We start from the raw sequence: 23,009 nt of genomic DNA, 5'->3' as shown, positions 1-23,009 counted from the left end.
TTGGAAACCATGTTCTCACAGGTTGCCTGGCTCATTCCGCTGTTCCCGTTCGTCGCTTTTCTGCTGCTGCTCGCCTTTGGCCGCAATCAAAGCCTCATTGGCACAACAGTAGGCATAGTCGCTTCCCTTGCTTCGCTGGTCGTGTCCATTCTTGTACTGGTGGAGCATATGAGCGACGGCACATCCTACTATCAGTACAGCTTCAAATGGATTGACCTGGGCAGCATTCAAATCAATGCAGGCTTCGAGGTGACGAACCTGACGGCCCTCATGCTTGTTGTGGTGACGGCAGTCAGTTTCCTGGTGAACGTCTATTCAGCCGGTTATATGAAAGGCGACGAGAGGATATCCGTTTTCTTCAGTTATGTCGCGCTGTTCACGTTCTCGATGCTGGGACTTGTGCTCGCGGACAACATGCTGACGCTTTACGTCTTCTGGGAGCTTGTCGGCGTATGTTCGTTCCTGCTCGTAGGCTTCTGGTATACGAAGCCCGAGGCCGTGGCTGCGGCCAAGAAAGCCTTTATCGTGACGCGGATTGGCGATGCCGGCTTGCTGATTGCGATTCTGCTGCTTTACTGGTACATGCCGGACCACGCGCTGGATTTTGTACATATTCAGAACGTCTTCGACGGACAGACAGGCGCAATCGCCGCGAGCGTCACTACGCTGATTGCCATTCTTATTTTTGTCGGCGCTATCGGCAAATCAGGGCAGTTTCCACTGCATGTGTGGCTGCCGGACGCCATGGAAGGTCCTACGCCGATCAGCGCCCTGATTCATGCCGCAACGATGGTTGCCGCCGGCGTGTATCTGGTTGCGCGCACGTTTGATATCTTCCAGGCTTCGCAGGCCGCTATGGATACAGTCGCTTATGTGGGTGCCTTTACGGCGATTTTCGCGGCGACGATTGGTGTTGCGCAGAACGATATCAAACGGATCCTGGCGTACTCGACCGTCAGCCAATTGGGCTACATGATGATGGCGCTTGGTCTTGGCTCGCTTACCGGAGGGATCTTTCACCTGTTTACGCACGCATTCTTCAAAGCGCTGCTGTTCCTTGGAGCGGGTAGCGTTATCCATGCCGTACATACCCAGAATATCCATGAAATGGGCGGTCTGGGTTCGAAAATGCGCATTACCGCCTGGACCTTCGGCATTGGCGCACTGGCACTTTCGGGCATACCGCCTTTCTCCGGATTCTGGTCCAAGGATGCGATCCTGACAACGGCGCTGCACGAGAAGCCGGTGCTGTTTGTTGTCGGCGTGGCGGCCGCCTTCTTTACCGCATTCTACATGTCCCGGCTCTTCTTCCTGGTCTTCACCGGCAAGCCCAAGGGAGAGCAGCATGCGCATGAGTCACCTTCCTCCATGACGCTGCCGCTTATTATTCTCGCGGTATTTGCAGTTATTGCCGGCTTCGTGCAGACGCCGTGGAATAACACGCTTGGTTCATGGCTGACCGATGGAGCAGAGACCGAGCATGGGGGCGGGGGCCTTGTCATGATCATCTCTACGGCGATCGGAGTGCTGGGCATTTACCTGGGCTGGCTGGTGTTTGTGAAGGGGACGATTTCCCGCGACGCGGTATCATCACGTGCCGCATGGCTGGTCAGATTGCTGGAGCGCAAATACTATATCGATGAGCTGTACCATGTGCTAATTGTCCGTTCTTTGCGGGCGTTCGGAGGTGGACTGGTCGCCTTTGACCATTATATCGTTGACGGAATTGTCCGTCTGGTTGGCGGAGCCGCGCTGCAATTGGGCCGCGGAGGTACCCGGCTGCAGAATGGCCAGGTGCAGACATATGGCCTGATTTCGGTGCTTGGACTTGTAATCCTCATTGTTGTAGTAGTCGGAAGGAGGTTCTGGTAATGCTGTCCGATCTTCCTATCCTGTCCTTTATTGTTTTTTCTCCGCTGCTGGGCATCATTGTGCTGCTTTTGCTTCCCAAGCAGAGCAGCCGCTGGCTGAAGGTAACGGCGATCACCGCTACATTTATTCCGCTTCTGCTCAGTCTTTGGCTGTATGCCGATTTTGAAGGAGCAAGCGGCGGGAAGCCGTATGAAGAGAATTCAACCTGGGTCGATGCGTCGCTGAGCAAAGAATCTGTCGGCGAGGTGACGTCCTATGCTTTCAAATTTCAATATCATTTGGGCGTCGACGGACTGTCGCTGCCGCTGCTGCTGCTGACAACCATTGTTGCCGCGATGGCGGCGCTCGCCTCGGTCAATATTAAAAAACGCTGGAAATCCTTCTACTTGTGGTTCCTGCTGCTGGAAATCGGGATGCTCGGCGTATTTTTGGCCAGAGACGTGTTTCTCTTCTTCGTCTTCTTCGAGCTCACCTTGATTCCGATGTTCTTCCTGATCGGAATCTGGGGCTATATGAACCGGGAGAAGGCAGCCAATAAATTTCTGATCTATAATGGTGTCGGTTCAGCAATCATGCTGATTGCCTTTGTTCTGCTTGTATCCACGGCAGGCTTTACCGTCGATCAGCCGGGAGGCGGTCAGGTCACGCATCTGTCCTACAGCGGTGATTACGCAGTGATCAAGGATAACATGGTCAACCCCGACTCGTATGTCAATATGCCGCCGGATGCCGCGCAAGGGCAGTCCAATCCATTTTACATGACGGATACGATGCGCTGGTCGATATTCATTCTGCTGCTGATTGCGTTTGGCATCAAGCTGCCAATCTTTCCGTTTCATACCTGGATGCTGCGTGTCCATGCGGAGGCTCCCCCTTCGATTGTCATGATTCATTCAGGCATCCTGCTCAAAATGGGGGCTTACGGGCTTATCCGCTTCGGCGTGTTTCTCTTCCCGCTCCAGACGAGCCACTGGGCCGTGGTGCTCGCCATATTGGGTGTCATCAATATTCTGTATGGTGCGGTGCTGGCGCTGGTGCAGAAGGAATTCAAGCTGGTGCTTGCCTACTCGTCGATCAGCCATATGGGGATTGTAATGCTGGGTATTGCTTCCCTGAATGAAATTGGCCTGCAGGGGGCTATGGTCCAGCTTGTGTCACACGGCTTTATCTCTGCGCTATTGTTCCTTATTGTCGGCATTCTCTACGAGCGGACCGGCACCACGGAGCTCAGCGAGCTGGGCGGCCTGGCCAAGAGCCTGCCGTTTATCAGCGGCATTCTTCTGGCGGCTGGGATGGCCTCGCTGGGACTGCCGGGATTATCGGGCTTTATCGGAGAGTTCCTCTCGCTTCTGGGATTGTTCGAATCGATGCGTATCCTAACGGCGGTCGCTGTGCTTGGTGTGATTCTGACCGCAGTGTATGTGCTGCGAAGCGTGCTCGGGATTACATTCGGTCCGATATCGGAGCGTTATGGAACACTGCGCGATGCAAGGCTCATCGAGGCTGTGCCGATGATTGCCCTGCTGGCATTCATCGTGCTGATCGGGGTGTACCCCGCCGTGCTGACCGAGCCGATGAAGCATGGCTTCGACGCTCTGCTGCAGCAACTTAACGGGAAGGTGGGGAGATAGACAATGGATGTTACCCAACAGCCGCTTCCGGCTCTTCAACCTCTTACCTGGAGCGATGCGGCCTATCTCGCCCCGGAATGGATTCTCATTGTTTTTACAATTGTATTGGTCATTATTGATCTGGCGATGCCAAGACAAACCAGCCGGGCGGTTATTGGCTGGCTCACGCTTGCCGGCCTGTTGACGTCGCTTGGTTTTGTGATCTGGCGGTTAATCGAACTGGTCAATCACCCGCTTTCTGCGAATGCCAACGGTGAGCCAACAGGCGGTGCGATCCGTCTGCTGGCTGACAGCTACCGGATCGATCAATTCTCCAGTTTGTTGAAAATCGTTTTTCTGGTGGCAACGGTGCTGATTGTGCTCCTGAGCCTGGGAACAGTCAAGCGCGCGGAGATTCCGGACAAAGGCGAATTCTATTATCTGCTGCTGCCGGCGGTCGTCGGTGCCATGATGATGGCTTCTTCCGGTGATTTGATCACCTTGTATCTAGGTCTTGAGCTGCTCAGCATCACAACTTATGTGCTGGTTGGAATTCGAAAGCATGCCGTCCAGTCTGCCGAGGCTGCATTCAAATATGTGGTGACCGGCGGTATCTCATCCGCGCTGATCCTGTTTGGAATGTCTTATCTGTACGGGATCACAGGCGCCACGAATTTGGGCGCGATTGCGATCGGTGTCCAGCAGCATGCTGCAGATTTCCAAGAATTGCTCTATATCGCCTTCTTCTTCATTATCGCAGGGCTTGGCATCAAAATTGCAGCAGCGCCGTTTCATCTTTGGGCACCGGACGTCTATCAAGGCGCACCGACGCCGATTACGGCTTTTCTCGCGGTTGTTTCCAAGGGTGCTGCGCTCGCTGTTGTCTTTCGGATCGTCTATAATGTTGTGATCTTCGCCAATACGCCGGATGCCCCCATTGCCGACGATATGCTGCTCGTGCTGCTTATTATGGCGGCCGCTGCGATGATCATAGGCTCCACGGCAGCGCTGCGTCAGGTGAATCTGAAGCGGCTCATGGCGCTCTCGGGTGTAGCCAATGCAGGGTACCTGCTCGTGCCGCTGGGGATTTCCTTCAAAGGCTATCACACGTCCAATTTCAGCGAGTTTCTGTTCTACCTGGCGGTATATATGCTGATGAATATCGGAGCGTTCGCCGTTATCACTGTTGTGAGCAAGGCATCCGGCAATGATGAGCTGAACGGGTTCGCCGGATTGTATTACCGGGCGCCCTGGACAGCGGCCGCTATGATTGTATTCGTGCTTTCACTGGCGGGACTGCCGGTTACAGGCGGGTTTTTTGGCAAGCTGTTCATCCTGCTTGGCGCTGCCCAGTCCCAGGCTTACTGGATTGTGGCGGTCATGGTGGCAACCAGCGCCATCTCGTATTATTTCTATTTCGGAATCGTCCGCCAAATGTTCATGCGCTCGGCGACTCAGGATACTGAGGTTCCCGTGCCGGTGACGACAGGCATTGTAATTTGGCTGAGCGCGGTTTTGACAGTTGCGCTTGGTATTGTCCCCGGACCTGTTCTGGGCTGGATCAATGAGCATTTTTCCGTCGTCAATGACTTGTTTACGCGTATTGGCAGTTAGCTTGTCTGCAACCTGCATGAAGCACGCTGATCTGGAAAGCGGTTCAGGCCCTGAACAGGGGACTTGGACCGCTTTTTTTTCCTTATCCCGGACCCTTCCGTGAAATTTAACATTTCGGATATTTCAAAAAGGTAATGAAGCGGGATCGCAGATGCATAGTATCGATAAGTAAATGGAATCCATGTAGGTCTCTATGGTCTCTTTATGAAGATTTAAAGAAATTGGCAAAAGGAGAATGTACCATAAAACGCGAAAAGGTTTCATAACACTAATTTGCAGGTTAAAGGCAGAATATGATGAACGAACCATACTGGGATCCGCATTCGAATAATAAAAGCAATCCGGAGGGCGTAGCCGGAAGGGTTGCAACTGGAGCGCAAGGCCGTATTGGCCAGGCTTGTTTGCCCATGCTCCAATCCGGTTACTTCTGTCCGCCAGAGGTTCACCAGGCCCTGATCGACGGGAATATATATGCAGCCGCGGAAGTTGACCAGTATGGAAATAAACGTTTGGACGAGTGGAGACGATTGAAGCGGAGATATGATTCCGCAGTCCCTGTAAATGCCCATAAAGCACAATCAGGACGTGCTGCACGCAGATGGTCTTTTATGCTTGCCGTGCTGTTAGTCTGGAGTCTCATTCTGGGGACTATATCTCCAGTTCTAAGCCGTTCGGGAGGCGAGTCTGTACAAGTTGCTCTATCTGCTGCTGAAGGCCCGCTAAGGGCAGCAGGAGGCTCCTCAGGGGAAACGCAAAGCTGGCTCCTCAAATGGAATCCCGGGCAGGAGCAAATACTGCCCGGGACCCATGTCATAAGCCGGCAGTCGCTGTCTGCAGTCGTGGATGTCGTTCGCCCTGAAGATCCGGGGACCGACACCGGGGAATGGCTCCGTACGCTTCGCCAAACGCCAGGTGTTGCGTATGTGGAGCCGAGCAGCACCGTCGCGGTGCTCGGCGTGGTCAGCACCAATGACCCTGAGCTGCCCAAGCAGCATTTTCTGGATCAGATCGGGGCCAGGGAAGCATGGTCGACCGTGCATGACCAGACTGGTCTGACGATTGCGCTCGTAGACACCGGAGTCGATCTGGACCATCCGGACCTCAAGGACAATCTTGTTGAGGGCACCAATCTCGTTCATCCTGGCAACGCCCCAGAAGATGATAATGGTCACGGCACGGCAGTGGCAGGTGTTCTGGCGGGCAATGGCAATAACGGAAAGGGGATATCCGGGATTCTGTGGAAAGCCAGGATCATGCCGATCAAGGCGCTGGATGAAGAGGGCTACGGTGATGAGGAGCGTCTCGGTGAAGCGATCCTGTATGCCGTAAAGCATGGCGCGAAGATTGTTGTTCTTTCCGTCGGACTTTACAGATATTCGCCTTATATGAAGGACATCGCCTTGTATGCCGAGTCCAAAGGCGTGCTGCTGGTTGCCGCAAGCGGCAATGACGGAGCAACACTGGGATCCAAAGCCAAGGTGAAATATCCCGCAGCTTATCCAAGCGTGCTGGCTGTGGGCGGCGTAACGGCAGAAGGCAAAGCGGAGCCGCGTTCCAATAAAGGGCCGGAGCTGGATATCGTTGCTCCTTGGAGCGTATATACTGCTGCGGTTGGAGGCGGTTATACGCGTGAGGAGGGGACCTCAATGTCTGCTCCGCAGGCCGCCGCCGCTGCCGCGCTTATCTGGGCCGTGCATCCGGATTACAAGCCTTACCAAATCCGGGAGACGCTAAGGCAGAGCGCGGAAGATATCGGGAAAAAGGGTGTTGATGACGCCTCGGGCTATGGACTGCTCAGCGTCGATAAGGCCGTTGCAGCTTCGCTCAAGACCGATCAATATGAGCCGAATAATACCCGTGACCAAGCGGCAGCGTTCCCTGCAGGAACCAAAATTGCCGCAGAAATCAGCGGGAATGCCGACCGTGACTGGTATAGGATTGATGCGCCTTATGATGGCACAATGTCTATCCAGTTTCAGGGGATTACGGCTGGAGAGGGCTCACAGCCATCGGTTACCATGACGCATTATACCGGCGACGATGCCCAGAGCACGAAGGAGACCAGACTGGGCAATGAAACCGCAGACTGGAAGGTTAAGAAAGGGATTAATTATTTTGAGCTTCAATTAACAGACAACCAGAATCAAACCGTGCTTCCTTATCTGCTTACCTCGAGCTTTGAGATGAGCGCAGACGCTTATGAGAACAATGATAAACAGTATTCGGGATTCACTTTGTCTCCCAGGTCCCAGACCATTGTCGGCAATTTTCATCAAACGGGAGACCGTGACTGGTATATGGTTCATTTCGAGACCGGAGGCACGCTCAAGCTGTCGTTATCGACGGATTCTGTCCGGATTGACCCTTCGCTTTCCATTCAATTAAAGGATGGGCCGCTGCTTGAGGTGGACGAGAATGGCGAAGGTGCAAGCGAGACCTCCGAACTGATGAGCATTACTCCGGGGACTTATTATTTTCGCGTATATAACGCCATGTCCGCACAGGCAAGTCCGGTCATCGGGCAGTATACGCTGGCAATGGATTTCAGAACCAAATATACGGATCCCAATGAACCGAACAACAAAACCTATGAAGCGACAGCAATCAGTTCAGGTTCTGATTACACAGGTGTAATTGGCGATGCGCAGGATGTAGACTGGTATCAGCTGCGTCTTGGGGCTGGAAGTGTCGTAGGTCTAAAGGTAAACGGCATCCCTGCCGATGTAAGAATAAAGGCAGTCATCATGGATAAGCGCCAAAAAATAATTTCCACTCTTCAATCCAGACCGGGAGAGACCGGAATCGCCGCAGAGACCAAGCTTGAAGCAGGCTTGTATTACATTAAAGTGACTGCAAGCGCCCCGTTCGACAAACAATATTACGGACTTCGCATCGATGCGGATCAAATCGTAGCGGGTTACCGAGATATTGCCGGACATTGGGCCGAAGAAGCGATTGTTGCCTTAAATAAAAAAGGGATTATCGCCGGCAGCGGCGCTTACCGATTCCGGCCGGATGAGAGCATTACCAGAGCCGAAGCGGTATCCATGCTGGTCCGCGCTTTTAAACCGGCTAAGGCAGGTGCGGTACAATATAGGGATGTTCCCGCGAAATATTGGGCAGCCGGAGCTATTGCGCAGGCGGTATCAGCCGGGTGGGCGAGCGGTTATCCGGACGGCACATTCGGACCGGAGCGTTTCATTACACGCGAAGAGATGGCCGCTATGCTCGTCAAGGCGCTGAGTCTGAGTACTGTCAAACCGCTGAAGGCACCCTACAATGACGTGGATATGAATCACTGGTCATCCGCATCTCTTGCTGCGCTGAAGCAAAAAGGCTTGATTGGCGGTTATCCCGATCAGGAGTTTAAACCGGAGCAAACGGCGAGCAGGGCTGAATTTGCTTCTCTGCTGCTGCGGGCTTTACAATAGTATTTGCACGTACGGTCAAACCTATGAGGTCAGGTGAACAAGGAAATGGATATGGACAATGTCGTTGCCACTGCAGGCCTGCACGCGCTGGTGTCCATCGTCACCGAGCTGATGTGCATTACACTGGCTTGGTATGTCATTCAAGATGTCAAACTGGATTTATTCATGCGCCGTCCCAAAAGCACCCGGGCCCGTCTCCTGCAGGTCATGATCGCTGTTATTTTGGGACATCTGTTCGCTGGATTTGTCATTGATTACTGGCAATGGTCCAATCTGCTTAGAGGAATTGTCGAATAACATCGAGGGAACATGTCAACAATGGGTAGTATATGACGGCACCAAAAACCAATCATGCTCCGAATGGTATAAAATGACGGTAATTTTGACATTCTGAAAATAAAGCTTGTCGCTTTATGTTGGTAAATGTTATGATGAAAGTTGGGTGCCGAAACCATGGTATCATATATTACACGATCAGTTAGACGAATCTACTGCGCGCGGAGGGAAACCTAAGATGAGCAAAATAATCGTCCGCGGCGGCCAGCGATTATCCGGAAATGTACGAGTGAGCGGGGCAAAAAACGCCGTTCTGCCGATTCTCGCTGCCACGTTATTGGCACAAGAAGGCGACAGCGTCATTTATGACGTGCCTAATCTAGACGACGTTACAACGATACAACAAGTGCTTACCGCATTAGGCGGCAAGTTAACATACGACAATGAGACGATGCGGATATCCGCGCAGCAGTTAACCTCCTTTGAAGCTCCATATGAGCTGGTCCGCAAGATGCGGGCATCATTTTTGGTAATGGGCCCTTTGCTTGCCCGCCTTGGCCGTGCCAGAATTTCGCTTCCGGGCGGCTGCGCGATCGGTACGCGCCCCATTGACCAGCACTTGAAGGGCTTTGAGGCCATGGGTGCAGAAATCATTTTAGGTCAAGGCTACATTGAAGCCCGTACAACAAACCGTCTTAAAGGTGCCAAAATATATCTGGACGTTGCCAGTGTCGGCGCGACCGAAAATATTATGATGGCTGCAGCCTTGGCACAGGGAACGACAACCATTGAGAATGCAGCCAAGGAACCCGAAATCGTGGATCTTGCCAATTATCTGAATGCGATGGGCGCAAAGGTCCGTGGAGCCGGAACCGGAATTATACGAATTGAAGGCGTTGAACAAATGTCCGGCGTTGCACATACGGTGATTCCCGACCGCGTTGAGGCGGGGACTTATATGATTGCAGCGGCAATAACCGGTGGAGATATACATATAGATGGTGCGATTGCCGACCATCTGGCCCCTGTGATCTCCAAGCTGCAGGAGATGGGCGTCGAGATCATGGAGACTGATAACGGGCTTCGTGTCAGTGCCCCGGGCAGGCTGAAGGCTGTCGATGTCAAGACATTGCCGTATCCCGGATTTCCGACGGATATGCAATCGCAGATGATGGCGCTGCTGATGATGTCGGAGGGCACAAGCATCGTGACGGAGACCGTCTTCGAGAACCGCTTCATGCATGTGGAGGAGTTCCAGAAGATGAGTGCTCAAATCAAGGTAGAAGGCCGCACAGCGATTGTCAGCGGCGGATTTGCCCTAACGGGCGCCAAAGTATGCGCCACCGATCTGAGGGCGGGTGCGGCGCTGGTATGCGCAGCGCTTTGTGCCGAGGGGGAAACGGAAATCACCGGTATCCATCATGTCGATCGTGGTTACGTGGATATTACGGGCAAGCTGGCGGGACTGGGCGCCACGATTTTCCGTATCGACGAGAATAAGGAGCGGGACACGGAAGCGGCAGCCGTCACACAGGAACCGGTTTATGCGAAGGCGCTGGAGGATGTCATTATGTTTCCGGCCCAGCCTGAGATGACGCCCGAGGTCATCATATCGGCAGTATCGGCCGAGCCGGCTGCCGAGAAGCATGATTACAAACGCGAAAAAGAAGTTGCCCGCATGAAGGTTCAGCCAACCTGGGCGTAATCAGACATTATTTACAACATACCCCCTTCACCGCTTGTTACAGGCGTTGAAGGGGGTATTTATTTTGCCTCCAGTTCGCTTTGCAGGTAAGGTAAATCCCCCTATTGATCAACGTGATTCGCCGCCTCTATTTATCGTAAACGCCCCTGTATCTAATAACCGTATCCCATTCCTTTCGGTACTATCCTACTAAAACACCTCATAGACTATAGAGCAGCGGATGTCTTAAGAGAGCAGGAAGAATAGAACCGGACAGGTCGGGAAAGGAGTGTGCAATGAATCAGATGAGATGGCAGACCGGACGGCGCCGCAGCTGGCGGAGAGGGACAAGGCGTTGGTGGGGCGGGTTTGCGGCAGGCCTGATAGTCATTGTCCTATGGAAAGGTATTTTACTGATGAACGCTCAGCGGGATATAAAGGAAACGAAGATTGAAGAGATAGAGTCTGCTCTTGTAAAAGCGCCGGATGAGAGTATAGGGGAACAGGTTAGCCCGCAACCATCTGAAACTGACCGGAAAGGTTCAGGCAATGGGCCCAATGGAGATGTTGATACAGGCTCCAAAGGGAATTCTCTAACGGAGTATGAACGGACGAGGGTTCAGGTTTTTCTCACGGCGGACAAGCGTATCGAGACACTGCCCATTGAACTTTATGTGCGCGGCGTAATTGCGGCGGAAATGCCTGTTGAATTTGAACTGGAGGCGCTCAAGGCGCAGGCAATAGCAGCCAGGACTTACATCTACAGACGCCTTGCCGCGGGTGAGAGAATAACTCCTCCGTCAGGCGGAGCGGCCGATGTGACAGACACCGTGCAGAATCAGGTTTATTTGTCCTTGAACAAGCTTTTAAGCCGCTGGAACGGGGCGGAGAGGGAAGCGAATCTGAACAAGCTGAACCGCGCAGTCGAGGAAACGAAAGGTCAGATTATCACCTACAAAGGCGAGCCTATAGAGGCCGCTTTCTTCTCTACCAGCAACGGCTATACCGAGAATGCCTCCGATTATTGGCAAATAGATGTACCCTATCTGCAAAGCGTAGCGAGTCCCTGGGATAAGGAGATCTCTCCGCGTTACAAAGAGACGGTAACGATGAAGCTGGGTGACTTTGCAGACAAGCTGGGAGTGAAGAAAAGCGCAGCGAGGTCGATGCGGATTCTGGAAACCACCGAGGGCAAACGGATCAAAACGGTTGCTGTAGGCGGAAAGACTCTCAGCGGCCGCGAGGTGCGTGAGAAGCTCGGGCTTGCATCTTCGCAGTTCTCGTGGTCAATCCAGGACGATGAAATTGCTTTCACCACATTTGGTTATGGACACGGCGTGGGCATGAGTCAATGGGGAGCCGACGGAATGGCAAAGAACGGCATCGGTGCGGTGCAAATTGTGACTCACTACTATTCTGGAACAAAGGTGGAGCAAGCTTCGAAGCTTCCGTTATCGGCGCTAGTCTTGCAGCAAAGATCCAGGTTATTGGGCGCAGGAGGTTAATAGGATGTACACTGCGGCCAGGCAGGCCGCGAGATCAACTGCCGCGCCCGCTTTCTGACAATCTTTCAAAAATGTTTGGCCCTCACGTATAAACTGCTAGGTTGTGGCAACAATGGCTAGTGAGGTGATAGAACAATGAATGATCAAAACAAACCAAAGCTCAATGAAGACTCTCCCAAAACTGCTATGGGAGGAACTGCCGTCAAACCTTCTGCATGGAGAAAGCTGCTGTCGAAGAAATGGACAGCACCAGCAGCGTTCATGGCCGCGGCAGCAATTATCGTAACCTTAATGTGGATTTACCAGGGGGCGGATGAAACAACTACGACTGCACCGACAACCACCGACTCTGCGGTAAGCCAAGGTACGACGGACGAAACTGCTGACACGACCGAAACGGAAGACACGCTGGAAGTCATCGCTTCTGCGAACGAGACTATGCAGTGGCCGGCTGACTACACGCAGCTGGAAGTAGTGTCCCCTTTCTATGATGAGAAGGCGCCAAGTGAAGAACGTCAGGCGGCTTTGATTCAATCAGGGAATACGTTTATGGGCAATATGGGAATTGATCTGGCCAACGCGGATGACAAAACCTTTGATGTCAACGCAGCGCTCAGCGGTAAAGTAACGGTAGCGGAGCAGCATCCGCTGAATGGCAGCATTGTTGAGATCAAGCATGCGGACGGTCTGGTGACCGTGTACCAAAGCCTTAGCGATGTACAGGTCAAAGTCGGCGATGATGTGAAACAGGGCACGCTGATTGCAAGAGCAGGCCGCAGCGAGCTTGAGAAGGATCTGGGTACGCATTTGCACTTCGAGGTTCGTAAGGACGGAAAAGCAATCAACCCGAACACGCTGCTGACCATGGCCTCCGCGGACGCCGCTCAATAAAAAACAGAATAAAATTGAGCAGGTCAAGAGCGAAAGTGTGAAAAGGCAGGGGAAACCCTGTCTTTTTGCTTATTTTCAAGCCCTTGGGATAAGCCTTGCGGCCTGCGTTTTTGAAAATATTTGCATAACTTGAGCTTGTCAGGCTTGGACATAAAGAATATATACCCGTACCCCTCATATAATGTACCAAACTATCTCGAGTAGGGAGGCGGGAGCGTGCACGATTACATCAAGGAACGGACCATAAAGATCGGCCGTTGTATCGTCGAGACGAAGCATACGGTACGAACGATTGCCAAAGAGTTTGGCGTCTCGAAAAGCACGGTGCACAAGGATTTGACGGAGCGATTACCGGAAATCAATCCCGATTTGGCGGACCAGGTGAAACACATACTGGAATACCATAAATCGATCCGGCACCTAAGGGGAGGAGAGGCGACAAAAATAAAGTATAAGAAAACAAGCGGTCGTAAACGCGAAGTCCTTGCCGCAGCAAAATCGTAAGCGATTTTTTCTACAAAAATAGAGGAATTTCGTTCAATTCAGCGAATAAAGTACGATATGATTTTTGCATCGACTACTATTCGTTCTGGGGGACTTCAGACTTATGTTTAGCAAGGACATTGGAATTGATCTAGGCACGGCTAATGTGTCCATTCATGTGAAAGGAAGGGGCATTGTATTGGATGAGCCTTCGGTCGTGGCGATCGAAAGCGAAACAAAGCGCGTGCTCGCTGTTGGCGAAGAAGCGCATCGTATGGTGGGGCGTACGCCCGGCAATATCATTGCCATCCGGCCCCTTCGCGACGGCGTTATCGCAGACTTTGAAATTACCGAAATCATGCTGAAGTCTTTTATTGATCGTGTGGGCGGCCGTTCGTGGTACAGCCGCCCACGAATTCTTATTTGCGCCCCCACTAATATAACATCGGTGGAGCAAAAAGCAATTCGTGAGGCTGCAGAGCGGAGCGGAGCAAGGGACGTATTCTTGGAGGAAGAGCCTAAAGCGGCTGCGATCGGTGCCGGAATGGATATTTATCAGCCAAGCGGCAATATGGTCGTGGATATTGGTGGCGGAACGACAGATGTAGCCGTTCTTTCTATGGGCGATGTCGTTACCGCCTCTTCTATTAAGGTCGCCGGGGACAAATTTGACGAGGCGATTATGAAGTATATCAAAAACAAGTACAAGCTCCTGATCGGCGAGCGGACTAGCGAGCATATCAAGATTCAGATCGGAACGGTTTATCAGGACGGCCGCAGGGAAGAAGTCGATATTCGCGGCAGGGATATGGTATCGGGCTTGCCGCTTACAGTCACGATTCACTCCGAAGAAGTAAGGGAAGCGCTTTGGGAACCGGTCTCGCACATCGTGGCGGCAGCCAAATCCGTGCTGGAGCAGACTCCGCCGGAGCTTTCGGCAGACATTATTGACCGCGGCGTTATTCTTACCGGAGGCGGCGCACTGCTCAGCGGGTTGGATACGCTGCTGGCAGAAGAACTGCGCGTTCCGGTTCTTATCGCTGAGAACCCTATGCATTGTGTAGTAAAGGGAACAGGACTGCTGCTGGATCATTTGGACCGGATGAAGAAATAAGCTAGGTTCTCTAAGCTCGCCAACAGATGAACAGATCCAGGTTGCGCTGCGCTTGGGTAGGACGCCAAAAGGGGGGCGTGCCGAGAAGCGTAAATGAGCCTAAAGACATAGGAATATACTATTCACCACGCTCATTTTCCTGCCGATATATAGGTATATGTATTCGTTTCGCCCGTTTCATGTGTTTCTTTGAACAAACACAGCATATACTTACGAAGTCAGCGCTCCTAGCGAAAGCTTGGGTTGAGGTTTGCGAAGCCAGCTTTCACGGTAGAAGCTCTCGGGAGGTTCCAAGTCCATGTTAAGAGGTCTATACACGGCTGCAGCGGGCATGATTGCCCAGCAGCATCGCCATGATACCGTCACGAACAATATCTCGAACATAAATACCCCCGGTTATAAGCAAAATAACGCAGTCACCCGGTCATTTCCGGAAATGCTGCTGCAGCTCACAGGAACAGAAAATTCAAACGGTCCGATCGGGAAAATCAACACTGGTGTTTTTGCCGAGGAGAGCTTGCAAATTCAGCTGCAGGGCGATTTGACGCAAACCGGTCAGCCGTCTGATTTTGCCATACTGTCGGATATCGAAGTGCCGGGCATTCAGTTTGATGAATCCGGCAAATATGTAGCGCCTGATGGCCAGCTGACTTTTCAGCCTCAAGCCTTTTTCACGGTACAGGATGTGGGCGGAGAAACGCAGTATACGCGCGATGGTTCATTTAAGCTGGACGAGCAGGGATTTTTGGCTATGGCCGACGGCTCAAGAGTACTTGGAGTGGATGGAGAGCCGATTCAGCTGCCGCAGGGGATTTCGATGGATCAGCTGACGTTAGGGGATCAGGGTTTCCTGGCTCTGTCGGCAGGTTCAAAAGTGCTGGGAGCGGGTGGAGACCCGATTGAGTTTCCCCAGGGCGTTGCTATGAATCAGATCAGGCAGGACGGGCAGGGATTTCTTGTCCGGATAGCCAATGGAACAAGAGTGATTGGAACCGATGGAGCACCGATTCAGCTGCCGCAGGGAATCGTATTGAACCAGCTGGAGTTGAATGGACTGAATCAGCTTGTTCATGGACCTGGTTCCAATGTCGGACAGCTTCTGCTGACACGGGTTGACGATCCGAATGAGCTGGTGCGTGGCGGCGACGGCAAATTCGCGTTGAATGGCAATGCCGGCAATGTGCGTCCTGTGAATGCGGCTGACCGTGTGGAGGTTCGCCAAGGCTACATAGAGCGTTCGAATGTCGACTCGGCACAATCCATGGTTGATCTCATGTCAGCCATGCGGGCTTATGAGGCGAATCAGAAGGTGATTCAGTTCTACGACCGGAGCTTGGACAAAGCAGTTAACGAAGTGGGCCGTGTTTAGACCTTATCGTATTGTATCAGCCCCGCAGGCATTCCAAGCAGATGGAAGCCTGTAACAAAGGAGACGGCTCATGAACAGTTCAATGATCAATGCCATGGTATCCATGAACGGATTGCAGCAAAAGCTGGACATACTCGCCGATAATATTGCGAATGCTAATACAACCGGTTATAAGCGCAAGCAAGGCTCATTCGAGGATCTGTTAACCACCTTGAAGCAGCAGCCGGAGGCTTTCGCGCAGCCTGGCAGGCTCACGCCGCTGGGCTTCAACCAGGGATGGGGCTCGCGCCTTACAAATGTACAGCCGGATCTGTCGCAGGGCCAGCTGCAGCAAACCGATCAGCCTTACGATGTGGCGATACAAGGCGATGCATTGTTTGAGGTGATGGCCGATGACGCGGGTAATTTGGCGTATACGCGCAACGGAGCTTTTCAGCTGACATTTGACAATAATGGCATGAATATATTAACAACCAGGGAAGGGTATCCTGTGTTGGATACCAATGATCAGCGTATTGAGATACCGGCTGAAGTGAAGTCGGTTAAGTTTGATAAGGATGGCTCCCTACTGGGAATATTGGCTGACGGAAATACATTGGCGCTTGGCCAGCTGAAGCTCGTTCAAGCAGTAAAACCGGCTCTGCTCTCGCCGGTTGCCGATATTCTATTCGCCCTTGCGGATGGATTAAATGTAGGGGATGTTCTTCGCACCGTGACGGCTGCTCCTGACAATGACATCTCTGTAAACCAGGGCTATCTGGAAGCATCCAATGTTGATTTAACCGATGAGATGACCGAACTGATTAACGTGCAGCGCGCTTATCAGTTAAGCGCTAGAGCGTTGTCCTCAAGTGATACCATGATGGGACTCGCGAACAACATGCGCGCTTAGAAATGAGTGAACTGAAATGGAAATAAAAAAACAGACGGCTATCGAAACGGAAGGTGTTTCACGGCCGGAACGAAAAAGTCTGCTCCGCGCCGCTCCGGATAACGTCAAAGCGCCAGAGGCGGAGGATGATTCGCGCAAGCAGCGTGGCCAGGAGGCTGGCGACGAGCGGCAGGTGGGCAAGAATACGCGTTCCAAAAGGAATCCTGGGCTGCGCATCCTGTTTTGGCTGCTGCGGAAAAGCATCGTACCCGCGCTTTGTATCATCGCGATACTCGGCGGGATGTATATCGGCTATTCCATGCTCGGGAAGAGGCCTGGAGAAGACATATTTGTATGGGACACCTGGAAGCATATGTATGATCTAATATTTGCTGATTCGTAGACGCTTGGTCCCATTTATTTCCTTCTGCTCGCCTGGAGCAGAGGGTTATTTGCATGTCTGAGAATGGTTCCCAGGTGACTGAGTAAAAAGCCGATCGCGGAGCATTCCGCGATCGGCTTTTTGAATTGTGGCAAATATGATTAATTGACGGTAACGAGAATTTTGGCCTTCTTGCCTGCAAAGCTGACGGTTATGGTGGCTTTCCCTTTGCCGGTCGCTTTGATGATGCCGTCCTTGGCCGTGGCAACCGTCACTTTGGAGGAAGCCCATTGTGCGGCTTTGGAAACGTCGGCTTCAGTCTGATCGGCGTAGGTTGCTGTCGAGATCACCTGTACTTGCTTTCCTGGAGTGAGCGTCAGGCTGACCTCGCTCGTTTCAAAATATTTTAAAGTGTCCACATCAATCGGCACTTTGACCGTTTTACCCGCATAGGTAGCGGAGATTGATGCTTTACCGTAGCCGACTGCCATGATCTTACCGCTTTTGGCGGTGGCCACCAAATAATTGGAGGTCTTCCATTCTGCAAGTGCGGTGACATCCTTGATTTTACCGTTGTTATAAGTCACTGTAACGGCAATCTGCTCGAACTTGCCGGATTTGAGCGAAACGTTGAATACCGATGCTTCGATTCTGGTGATCTGGTCGACTTCAACCGCGATAGCAGCGCTCTGCCCCCCGTAGGTGGCTGTAATGGTCGCTGTTCCCTTGGCTATGGCTTTGACGAGCCCTTTCTTCACATCAGCAATCGTCGCTCTGCTGGAGCTCCATTTAGCGTCTGCAGTAACGTCTGTGACTTTTCCGGAAGGGTCGGTTGCTTCCAAAGTAATTTGCTCCGTATCGTTAAGAGCCAATGAGACCAATGTAACATTGGCTTCAAGCTCTTTGGCCAAGCCAACCTTGACGGTTATTTTGGCAGTCACGCCATTATAATCGGCTGTGATTGTAGCCGTGCCTTCAGCAAGTCCGGTAATTTTGCCGGCCTCGACTTCGGCAATAGCTTCGTCCGATGTTGTCCATTTTGCTTTGGATGTTATGATTGCGGTCGAATCGTCGGAGTATACGGCCGTTAGAGTGGCTTGGTATTCACCGTTAACCTCCACATTCACTTCCTTGGAGCTGGTTGTCAATTTGCTTGGTACATCAACATAAACGGTTACCTTGATCGTTTTTCCGCCGTAGGAGCCGCTAATCTGGGCGGTACCTGACTTATAGGCCGTTATCAAGCCTTTGGATGCATAGGCTACATCCTCATTATCCGAGCTCCAATCGGCTTTTTCAGTTATATCTTCGGGCTTTCCATCGGCATAGGTCGCAATCAGTGCGAGATTGCCGGTATCACCCGCGCTCATCACGACTTTAACCGGGCTGACATCCAGATGATTGACGACTTCAACATCGACGTCGATGTCAACCGACTTGCCGTTGTACTTGGCCGTTATGACAGCTGAGCCCGACTTGTAACCAGTGACCAGTCCATTGCTGACATATGCGACCGTTTCGTCGCTGGAGGTCCACTCCGCGTCATTCGTGATATCCGAGTTGCGGCCATCGGCGTATTGGGCGGTTACCTTTAATTGCTGTGGTGTGCCTTTAATATGAAGGAAGATGCTGTCCTGGTCCACATTCAATGCGATCGTCTTGTCGACATCGACAGTGATGCTTGTCGTTTTTGTGCCATATGAGGCTGTAATAACAGCTGTTCCCGCTGCATAGCCGGTAATGACGCCTTTAAGCGCATCAGCAACCTGATCGTCGCTGGAAGACCATTTGGCATCGGCTGTCACATCTTTTGTAGTGCCGTCCGGGTATGTCGCTGTAAGAACCACGGTTTCTGATCCTTTAAGCAGCAAGGACAATTTGGATTTGTTTACGGCAATGCGATTGACCAGCTCTACATTGACATCTATGGTCACCGTTTTTTTGCCGAGTGTGGCGGTTATGGTTGCGGAGCCAGAGCTGATTCCGGTCACGCTGCCGTTCAAAACGGTCGCAACCTTCTCGTTGCTGGAGGACCAATCCGCGATGCTTGCCACATCCTGAGTCGAGTTGTCGCTATACGTGGCGGTCAACTTGATCGCGCCCGATTCATTTTTGCGGAGATTAAGAATTTGCGTATCTTTCGTCAAGGCTTTAACCTTCTTGGTTACGGCAACTTGAACGGATTGCACCAAGTCTCCATAAGCAGCAACTATGGTTACGGAACCTTCGGATTTGGCGGTAATGGTTCCATTATATACAGTGGCTACCGATGCCTTCTCGCTGCTCCAGTCCGCAAGGGCCGTCAGGTTCTTGGTCGTTCCGTCGGAATATACGCCAGTGGCTGTCAAGGTGGAGCTGTCGCCGACTTCCAGTGAAAGCTCATTGGCGGACAGCAATAATTTGGACAAGGTGACTTCCGCTGCCGCACCGGCGACAGATGCGAGACTGGTCATGCAGAGAACGAAGACCAGTGCGGTAACAGATAGTTTACGGATGGTTTTTTTCAAAATGCTTTAATCCTCCTGACTCAATTAGCTTGCTTTCTGGACAGATTTCAAGTAAACAACACTTAGGTGTAATATCATTTTCGGTCAGTATGGAAGGAAAGTTTAGACCAGGACAGTATCTTTTTTGTAAACGGGCGCTACGTTTTCATTTGGATTGACTTTGGCGGGGCGGATTGAAAATAGGATGGAAAGCATAAAAACCGTGGGGAAACGAGGGCAGCGGCATAGCCAAGTAGTTTTATTTTTCCTGGGCTAGAGGTATAATGGTTGAGGAACTTTGAAGCGTCATCCAGTAAAAATAAGGAGGCGTGAGCGTTTGAATCTGCCGAATATGTTGACAATGCTGCGGTTTATATTAATTCCGGTTTACGTCTTCATTTTTGCAGCAGGACATATGATTACGGCATTTTTCATCATGGTGGCCGCCGGTTTAACCGATATTCTGGATGGATATTTAGCGCGCAGGAATAATCAAGTGACGAATCTGGGTTCCATGCTGGATCCATTGGCAGATAAAACGATGATGATCACCGTCATTTTGTCGCTGCTTTTCACCGGACTTATTTCCTGGAGCGCGGGTGCGGCTATCTTCATTAGAGATTTGGGGATGATCATAGGTTCTGCTTTCTTTCATTTTCGGGGGAAAAAAACGGTACCGGCCAACTGGATGGGCAAGTTGACAACGGTGCTTTATTACGTGGCGATCATGTTTATTTTCTTTGAGCTTTCATATGCCACTGCTTATCTGTGGGCTGTTATTATTTTTTCGTTTATCACATCATTTATTTACATTTTCCTCTTTGTCGCTCTCAACAGGGATGAGAAGCTTGGCAAAGTCGAATAAATCGGCTTCAGTGCTCTTCCCGGAAACGTGGCGCTGGACATTCCTTCTGTTGCCCCCATCCTTTTGAGGAGGCGCGTCGTCTTACAAGAGAGAAATAAGTAAGCGCCGTCCTTTGGAAGGCAGGCTTTTCCCCTTGAAATATAAGCAAAGTATGATGGGAGTTATACTTTGCTTATACATTAAAAAAGGAGCTTGGCCATATGACGCTTCGGTCATTAGGCCAAACCCCTTATCTCAACCTCCACGACTGCAGTTTCATGAAGGATGACATTATTGTGGCACAATTCGAACGATTTTAAACGTGAAACACGAAAGGAGTTTTTTCAGCTGCTTGATATTAGACAAATTCAGGAGATTATTCCGCACCGTCCGCCATTTCTGCTGATTGACCGCATTCTTGAAGTGGAGCCGGGAAAACGGGCTGTAGGCATCAAAAATGTAACGATGAATGAGCCGTTCTTCACCGGTCACTTTCCTCAATATCCGGTTATGCCGGGCGTACTGATCGTTGAAGCGCTCGCCCAGGTGGGGACAGTTGCCATTCTGATGGTGGAAGCCAATAAGGGGAAACTCGGGTTTTTCGCAGGCATTGATAATTTCCGTTTCCGGGGACAGGTTACGCCAGGGGATACCTTGACGCTTGAGGTTGAGATCACCCGGTTTAAAGGCATCATCGGCAAAGGACAGGCTACCGCCAAGGTCGATGGGAAAATTGTCGCAGAAGGCGAAATTATGTTTGCCCTTAAGGACCCCAACGAATAAGGAGTCAAACGGTCCATGGATTTGTCCATTCCAACTATATAATATAGAAGAGACTTTATTTTTGTGGAGAGAAGGGAATGATAGGAATGGTACAAACGGCAAAGGAACGCTACGAGGCATGGTTGAACGATCCGGCCATCGATTCGGCGACAAAGGAAGAGCTTGCAGGCATTGCGGGCAACGACAAAGAAATCGAAGACCGCTTCTATCGTGATCTTGAATTTGGAACCGGCGGTTTGCGCGGTGTTATGGGAGCGGGCACGAATCGCCTGAATGCCTATACAGTTGGAAAAGCAACACAGGGGCTGGCAGCATGGACGCTTGCCAAGAGCAGCGCTCCCTCTGTCGTTATCGCCCACGACTCACGCAACTTCTCGCCGGAATTCGCCTTGGAAGCCGCGCTTGTGCTCGCCGGAAACGGTGTGAAGGCCTATTTGTTTAAAGGTTTGCGTCCAACTCCGCAGCTGTCTTTTGCCGTGAGGGCACTTGGTGCAACAAGCGGTATTGTCGTAACGGCGAGTCATAACCCGCCGGAGTATAATGGTTATAAAGCCTACGGTTCTGATGGCTGCCAGCTGGTTCCCGAGGATGCCGAGCAAGTAATCGCCGCAATCCAGCAGGTGAGCGGTTTTGATAAAGTCCTTCGCATCAGCCAGCAGGAAGCAGAGGCAAGCGGGCTGCTCATTTGGCTGGGGGATCAAGAGGATCAGGATTATATTGATACGGTCGTTTCGCATAGTCTGAACAGTGATCTGCTTAAAAGCGGGGCGGGAGCAGAAATTTCGGTTGTCTATACGCCGCTTCACGGCGCAGGCAATATGCCGGTTCGCCATGTGCTCGCGCAAGCAGGCTTCACCAATGTTCATGTGGTTGCACAGCAGGAGCAACCGGACGGTTATTTCAGCACAGTGAAATCGCCAAACCCGGAGGAGCGTGAAGCATTCACGCTGGCCATTGAGCTGGCCCATCAGGTTGGAGCGGATATTATAGTAGGAACAGATCCGGATTGCGACCGCATGGGAGCGGTTGTCCGCAACAATGAGGGCGAGTACGTGGTATTATCCGGCAATCAGTCTGGTGCCATCATGGTTCATTATCTGCTGAGCACCCTAAAGGAGCGCGGGCAGCTGCCTGACAACGGCGTTGTCGTGAAGACGATTGTAACGAGCGAAATGGGCGCTGATATCGCCCGTCATTATGGAGCCGGCGTTGTTAATACGCTCACGGGCTTCAAATATATCGGCGAGAAAATGACCCAATACGAGAAAACCGGGGAGCATTCTTTCCTGTTCGGATATGAAGAAAGCTACGGGTATCTTGCAGGTACATATGCGCGTGATAAGGATGCAGTCATCGCATCCTTGTATATTTGCGAAGCGGCTGCCTTCTATAAAAGCAAAGGCAAAACGCTGTACGATGTTCTGCTGGAATTATATGCACAATTCGGTACTTACCTGGAGCACTTGGAATCACGTACTCTGAAGGGGATCGACGGTGTCCAGCAGATTACCTCTATTATGGAAAACTGGCGTAATCATCCACCTGTGGAAATCGCCGGAACGGCGGTCGGCAAAGTGCTGGATTATTCCCTTGGAATTGACGGGCTGCCCCGGGAAAATGTATTGAAATACATGCTGCAGGATGGTTCATGGTTCTGCCTGCGCCCTTCCGGAACAGAACCGAAAATCAAAGTATATTTTGCCGTGCGGTCAAATAACCAGAACGAAGCAACGGATGCCCTCAAACGTTTGACGCAAGCGGTCATGGCTAGAGTGGACAACAAGGCATAGGGAG

Annotated in this window: 17 protein-coding genes; 16 read left to right on the top strand and 1 reads right to left on the bottom strand. The window is 51.7% G+C overall.

Annotated features, from left to right (window positions below):
- From nuoL to AC0YOB_RS18360, 13 genes are all read left to right on the top strand, one after another.
- Positions 1-1,872 (top strand): NADH-quinone oxidoreductase subunit L, encoded by a 1,872-nt coding sequence (gene nuoL, locus AC0YOB_RS18420; protein ID WP_475794021.1) that lies wholly within the window; start codon positions 1-3, stop codon positions 1,870-1,872.
- Positions 1,872-3,503 (top strand): complex I subunit 4 family protein, encoded by a 1,632-nt coding sequence (locus tag AC0YOB_RS18415; protein ID WP_475794020.1) that lies wholly within the window; start codon positions 1,872-1,874, stop codon positions 3,501-3,503. The genes nuoL and AC0YOB_RS18415 overlap by 1 nt, the downstream gene beginning before the upstream one ends.
- Before the next feature lie 3 nt (positions 3,504-3,506).
- On the top strand, positions 3,507-5,096 hold the full coding sequence (locus AC0YOB_RS18410; RefSeq protein ID WP_475794019.1) for an NADH-quinone oxidoreductase subunit N: 1,590 nt from the start codon (positions 3,507-3,509) through the stop codon (positions 5,094-5,096).
- Between the two features lie 293 nt (positions 5,097-5,389).
- Positions 5,390-8,527, top strand: a complete 3,138-nt coding sequence (locus AC0YOB_RS18405) for a S8 family serine peptidase (protein WP_475794018.1) — start codon at positions 5,390-5,392, stop codon at positions 8,525-8,527.
- A gap of 45 nt (positions 8,528-8,572) precedes the next feature.
- Positions 8,573-8,824 (top strand): DUF1146 family protein, encoded by a 252-nt coding sequence (locus AC0YOB_RS18400; protein WP_475794017.1) that lies wholly within the window; start codon positions 8,573-8,575, stop codon positions 8,822-8,824.
- Positions 8,825-9,041: 217 nt separating this feature from the next.
- On the top strand, positions 9,042-10,508 hold the full coding sequence (gene murA / locus AC0YOB_RS18395; protein WP_475794016.1) for a UDP-N-acetylglucosamine 1-carboxyvinyltransferase: 1,467 nt from the start codon (positions 9,042-9,044) through the stop codon (positions 10,506-10,508).
- Positions 10,509-10,783: 275 nt separating this feature from the next.
- Complete coding sequence (gene spoIID / locus AC0YOB_RS18390; RefSeq protein WP_475794015.1) at positions 10,784-11,992, top strand: stage II sporulation protein D; 1,209 nt, start codon at positions 10,784-10,786, stop codon at positions 11,990-11,992.
- 135 nt (positions 11,993-12,127) lie between these two features.
- A complete protein-coding gene (locus tag AC0YOB_RS18385) occupies positions 12,128-12,883 on the top strand; it encodes a peptidoglycan DD-metalloendopeptidase family protein (protein ID WP_210039034.1) in 756 nt (251 codons plus the stop codon).
- A 216-nt stretch (positions 12,884-13,099) separates the two neighbouring features.
- Entirely contained in the window at positions 13,100-13,387 is a 288-nt protein-coding gene (spoIIID, locus tag AC0YOB_RS18380; protein ID WP_188997743.1) for a sporulation transcriptional regulator SpoIIID, read from the top strand.
- Positions 13,388-13,490: 103 nt separating this feature from the next.
- Positions 13,491-14,480 carry a rod shape-determining protein gene (mreB, locus tag AC0YOB_RS18375; RefSeq protein ID WP_210039033.1) on the top strand — a complete coding sequence of 330 codons (990 nt, stop codon included), beginning with the start codon at positions 13,491-13,493 and terminating at the stop codon, positions 14,478-14,480.
- Between the two features lie 298 nt (positions 14,481-14,778).
- Positions 14,779-15,849, top strand: coding sequence for a flagellar hook-basal body protein (locus tag AC0YOB_RS18370; protein ID WP_475794014.1), 1,071 nt, complete (start codon positions 14,779-14,781; stop codon positions 15,847-15,849).
- 70 nt (positions 15,850-15,919) lie between these two features.
- A complete protein-coding gene (locus AC0YOB_RS18365; RefSeq protein ID WP_475794013.1) occupies positions 15,920-16,741 on the top strand; it encodes a flagellar hook-basal body protein in 822 nt (273 codons plus the stop codon).
- Positions 16,742-16,757: 16 nt separating this feature from the next.
- A complete protein-coding gene (locus tag AC0YOB_RS18360) occupies positions 16,758-17,123 on the top strand; it encodes a DNA-directed RNA polymerase subunit beta (RefSeq protein WP_475794012.1) in 366 nt (121 codons plus the stop codon).
- Between the two features lie 140 nt (positions 17,124-17,263).
- Here AC0YOB_RS18360 and AC0YOB_RS18355 read toward each other — a convergent pair whose 3' ends face one another.
- The gene (locus AC0YOB_RS18355) at positions 17,264-19,609 is read right to left on the bottom strand and encodes an Ig-like domain-containing protein (RefSeq protein ID WP_475794011.1); all 2,346 of its coding nucleotides are present in this window, start codon (positions 19,607-19,609) and stop codon (positions 17,264-17,266) included.
- Positions 19,610-19,925: 316 nt separating this feature from the next.
- On the opposite strand from AC0YOB_RS18355, the gene AC0YOB_RS18350 reads away from it, so the two are divergent.
- The 3 genes from AC0YOB_RS18350 to AC0YOB_RS18340 all read left to right on the top strand — a co-directional run bounded on the left by AC0YOB_RS18350 (position 19,926) and on the right by AC0YOB_RS18340 (position 23,005).
- Entirely contained in the window at positions 19,926-20,453 is a 528-nt protein-coding gene (locus AC0YOB_RS18350) for a CDP-alcohol phosphatidyltransferase family protein (protein WP_475794010.1), read from the top strand.
- A 327-nt stretch (positions 20,454-20,780) separates the two neighbouring features.
- On the top strand, positions 20,781-21,215 hold the full coding sequence (gene fabZ / locus AC0YOB_RS18345) for a 3-hydroxyacyl-ACP dehydratase FabZ (protein ID WP_210039279.1): 435 nt from the start codon (positions 20,781-20,783) through the stop codon (positions 21,213-21,215).
- A 77-nt stretch (positions 21,216-21,292) separates the two neighbouring features.
- Positions 21,293-23,005 (top strand): phospho-sugar mutase, encoded by a 1,713-nt coding sequence (locus tag AC0YOB_RS18340; RefSeq protein ID WP_475794009.1) that lies wholly within the window; start codon positions 21,293-21,295, stop codon positions 23,003-23,005.
- Positions 23,006-23,009 lie beyond the last annotated feature (4 nt).

This window comes from Paenibacillus sp. JT31N17 (genome assembly GCF_056269255.1).
This window is presented reverse-complemented; position numbering and strand designations above follow the sequence as displayed.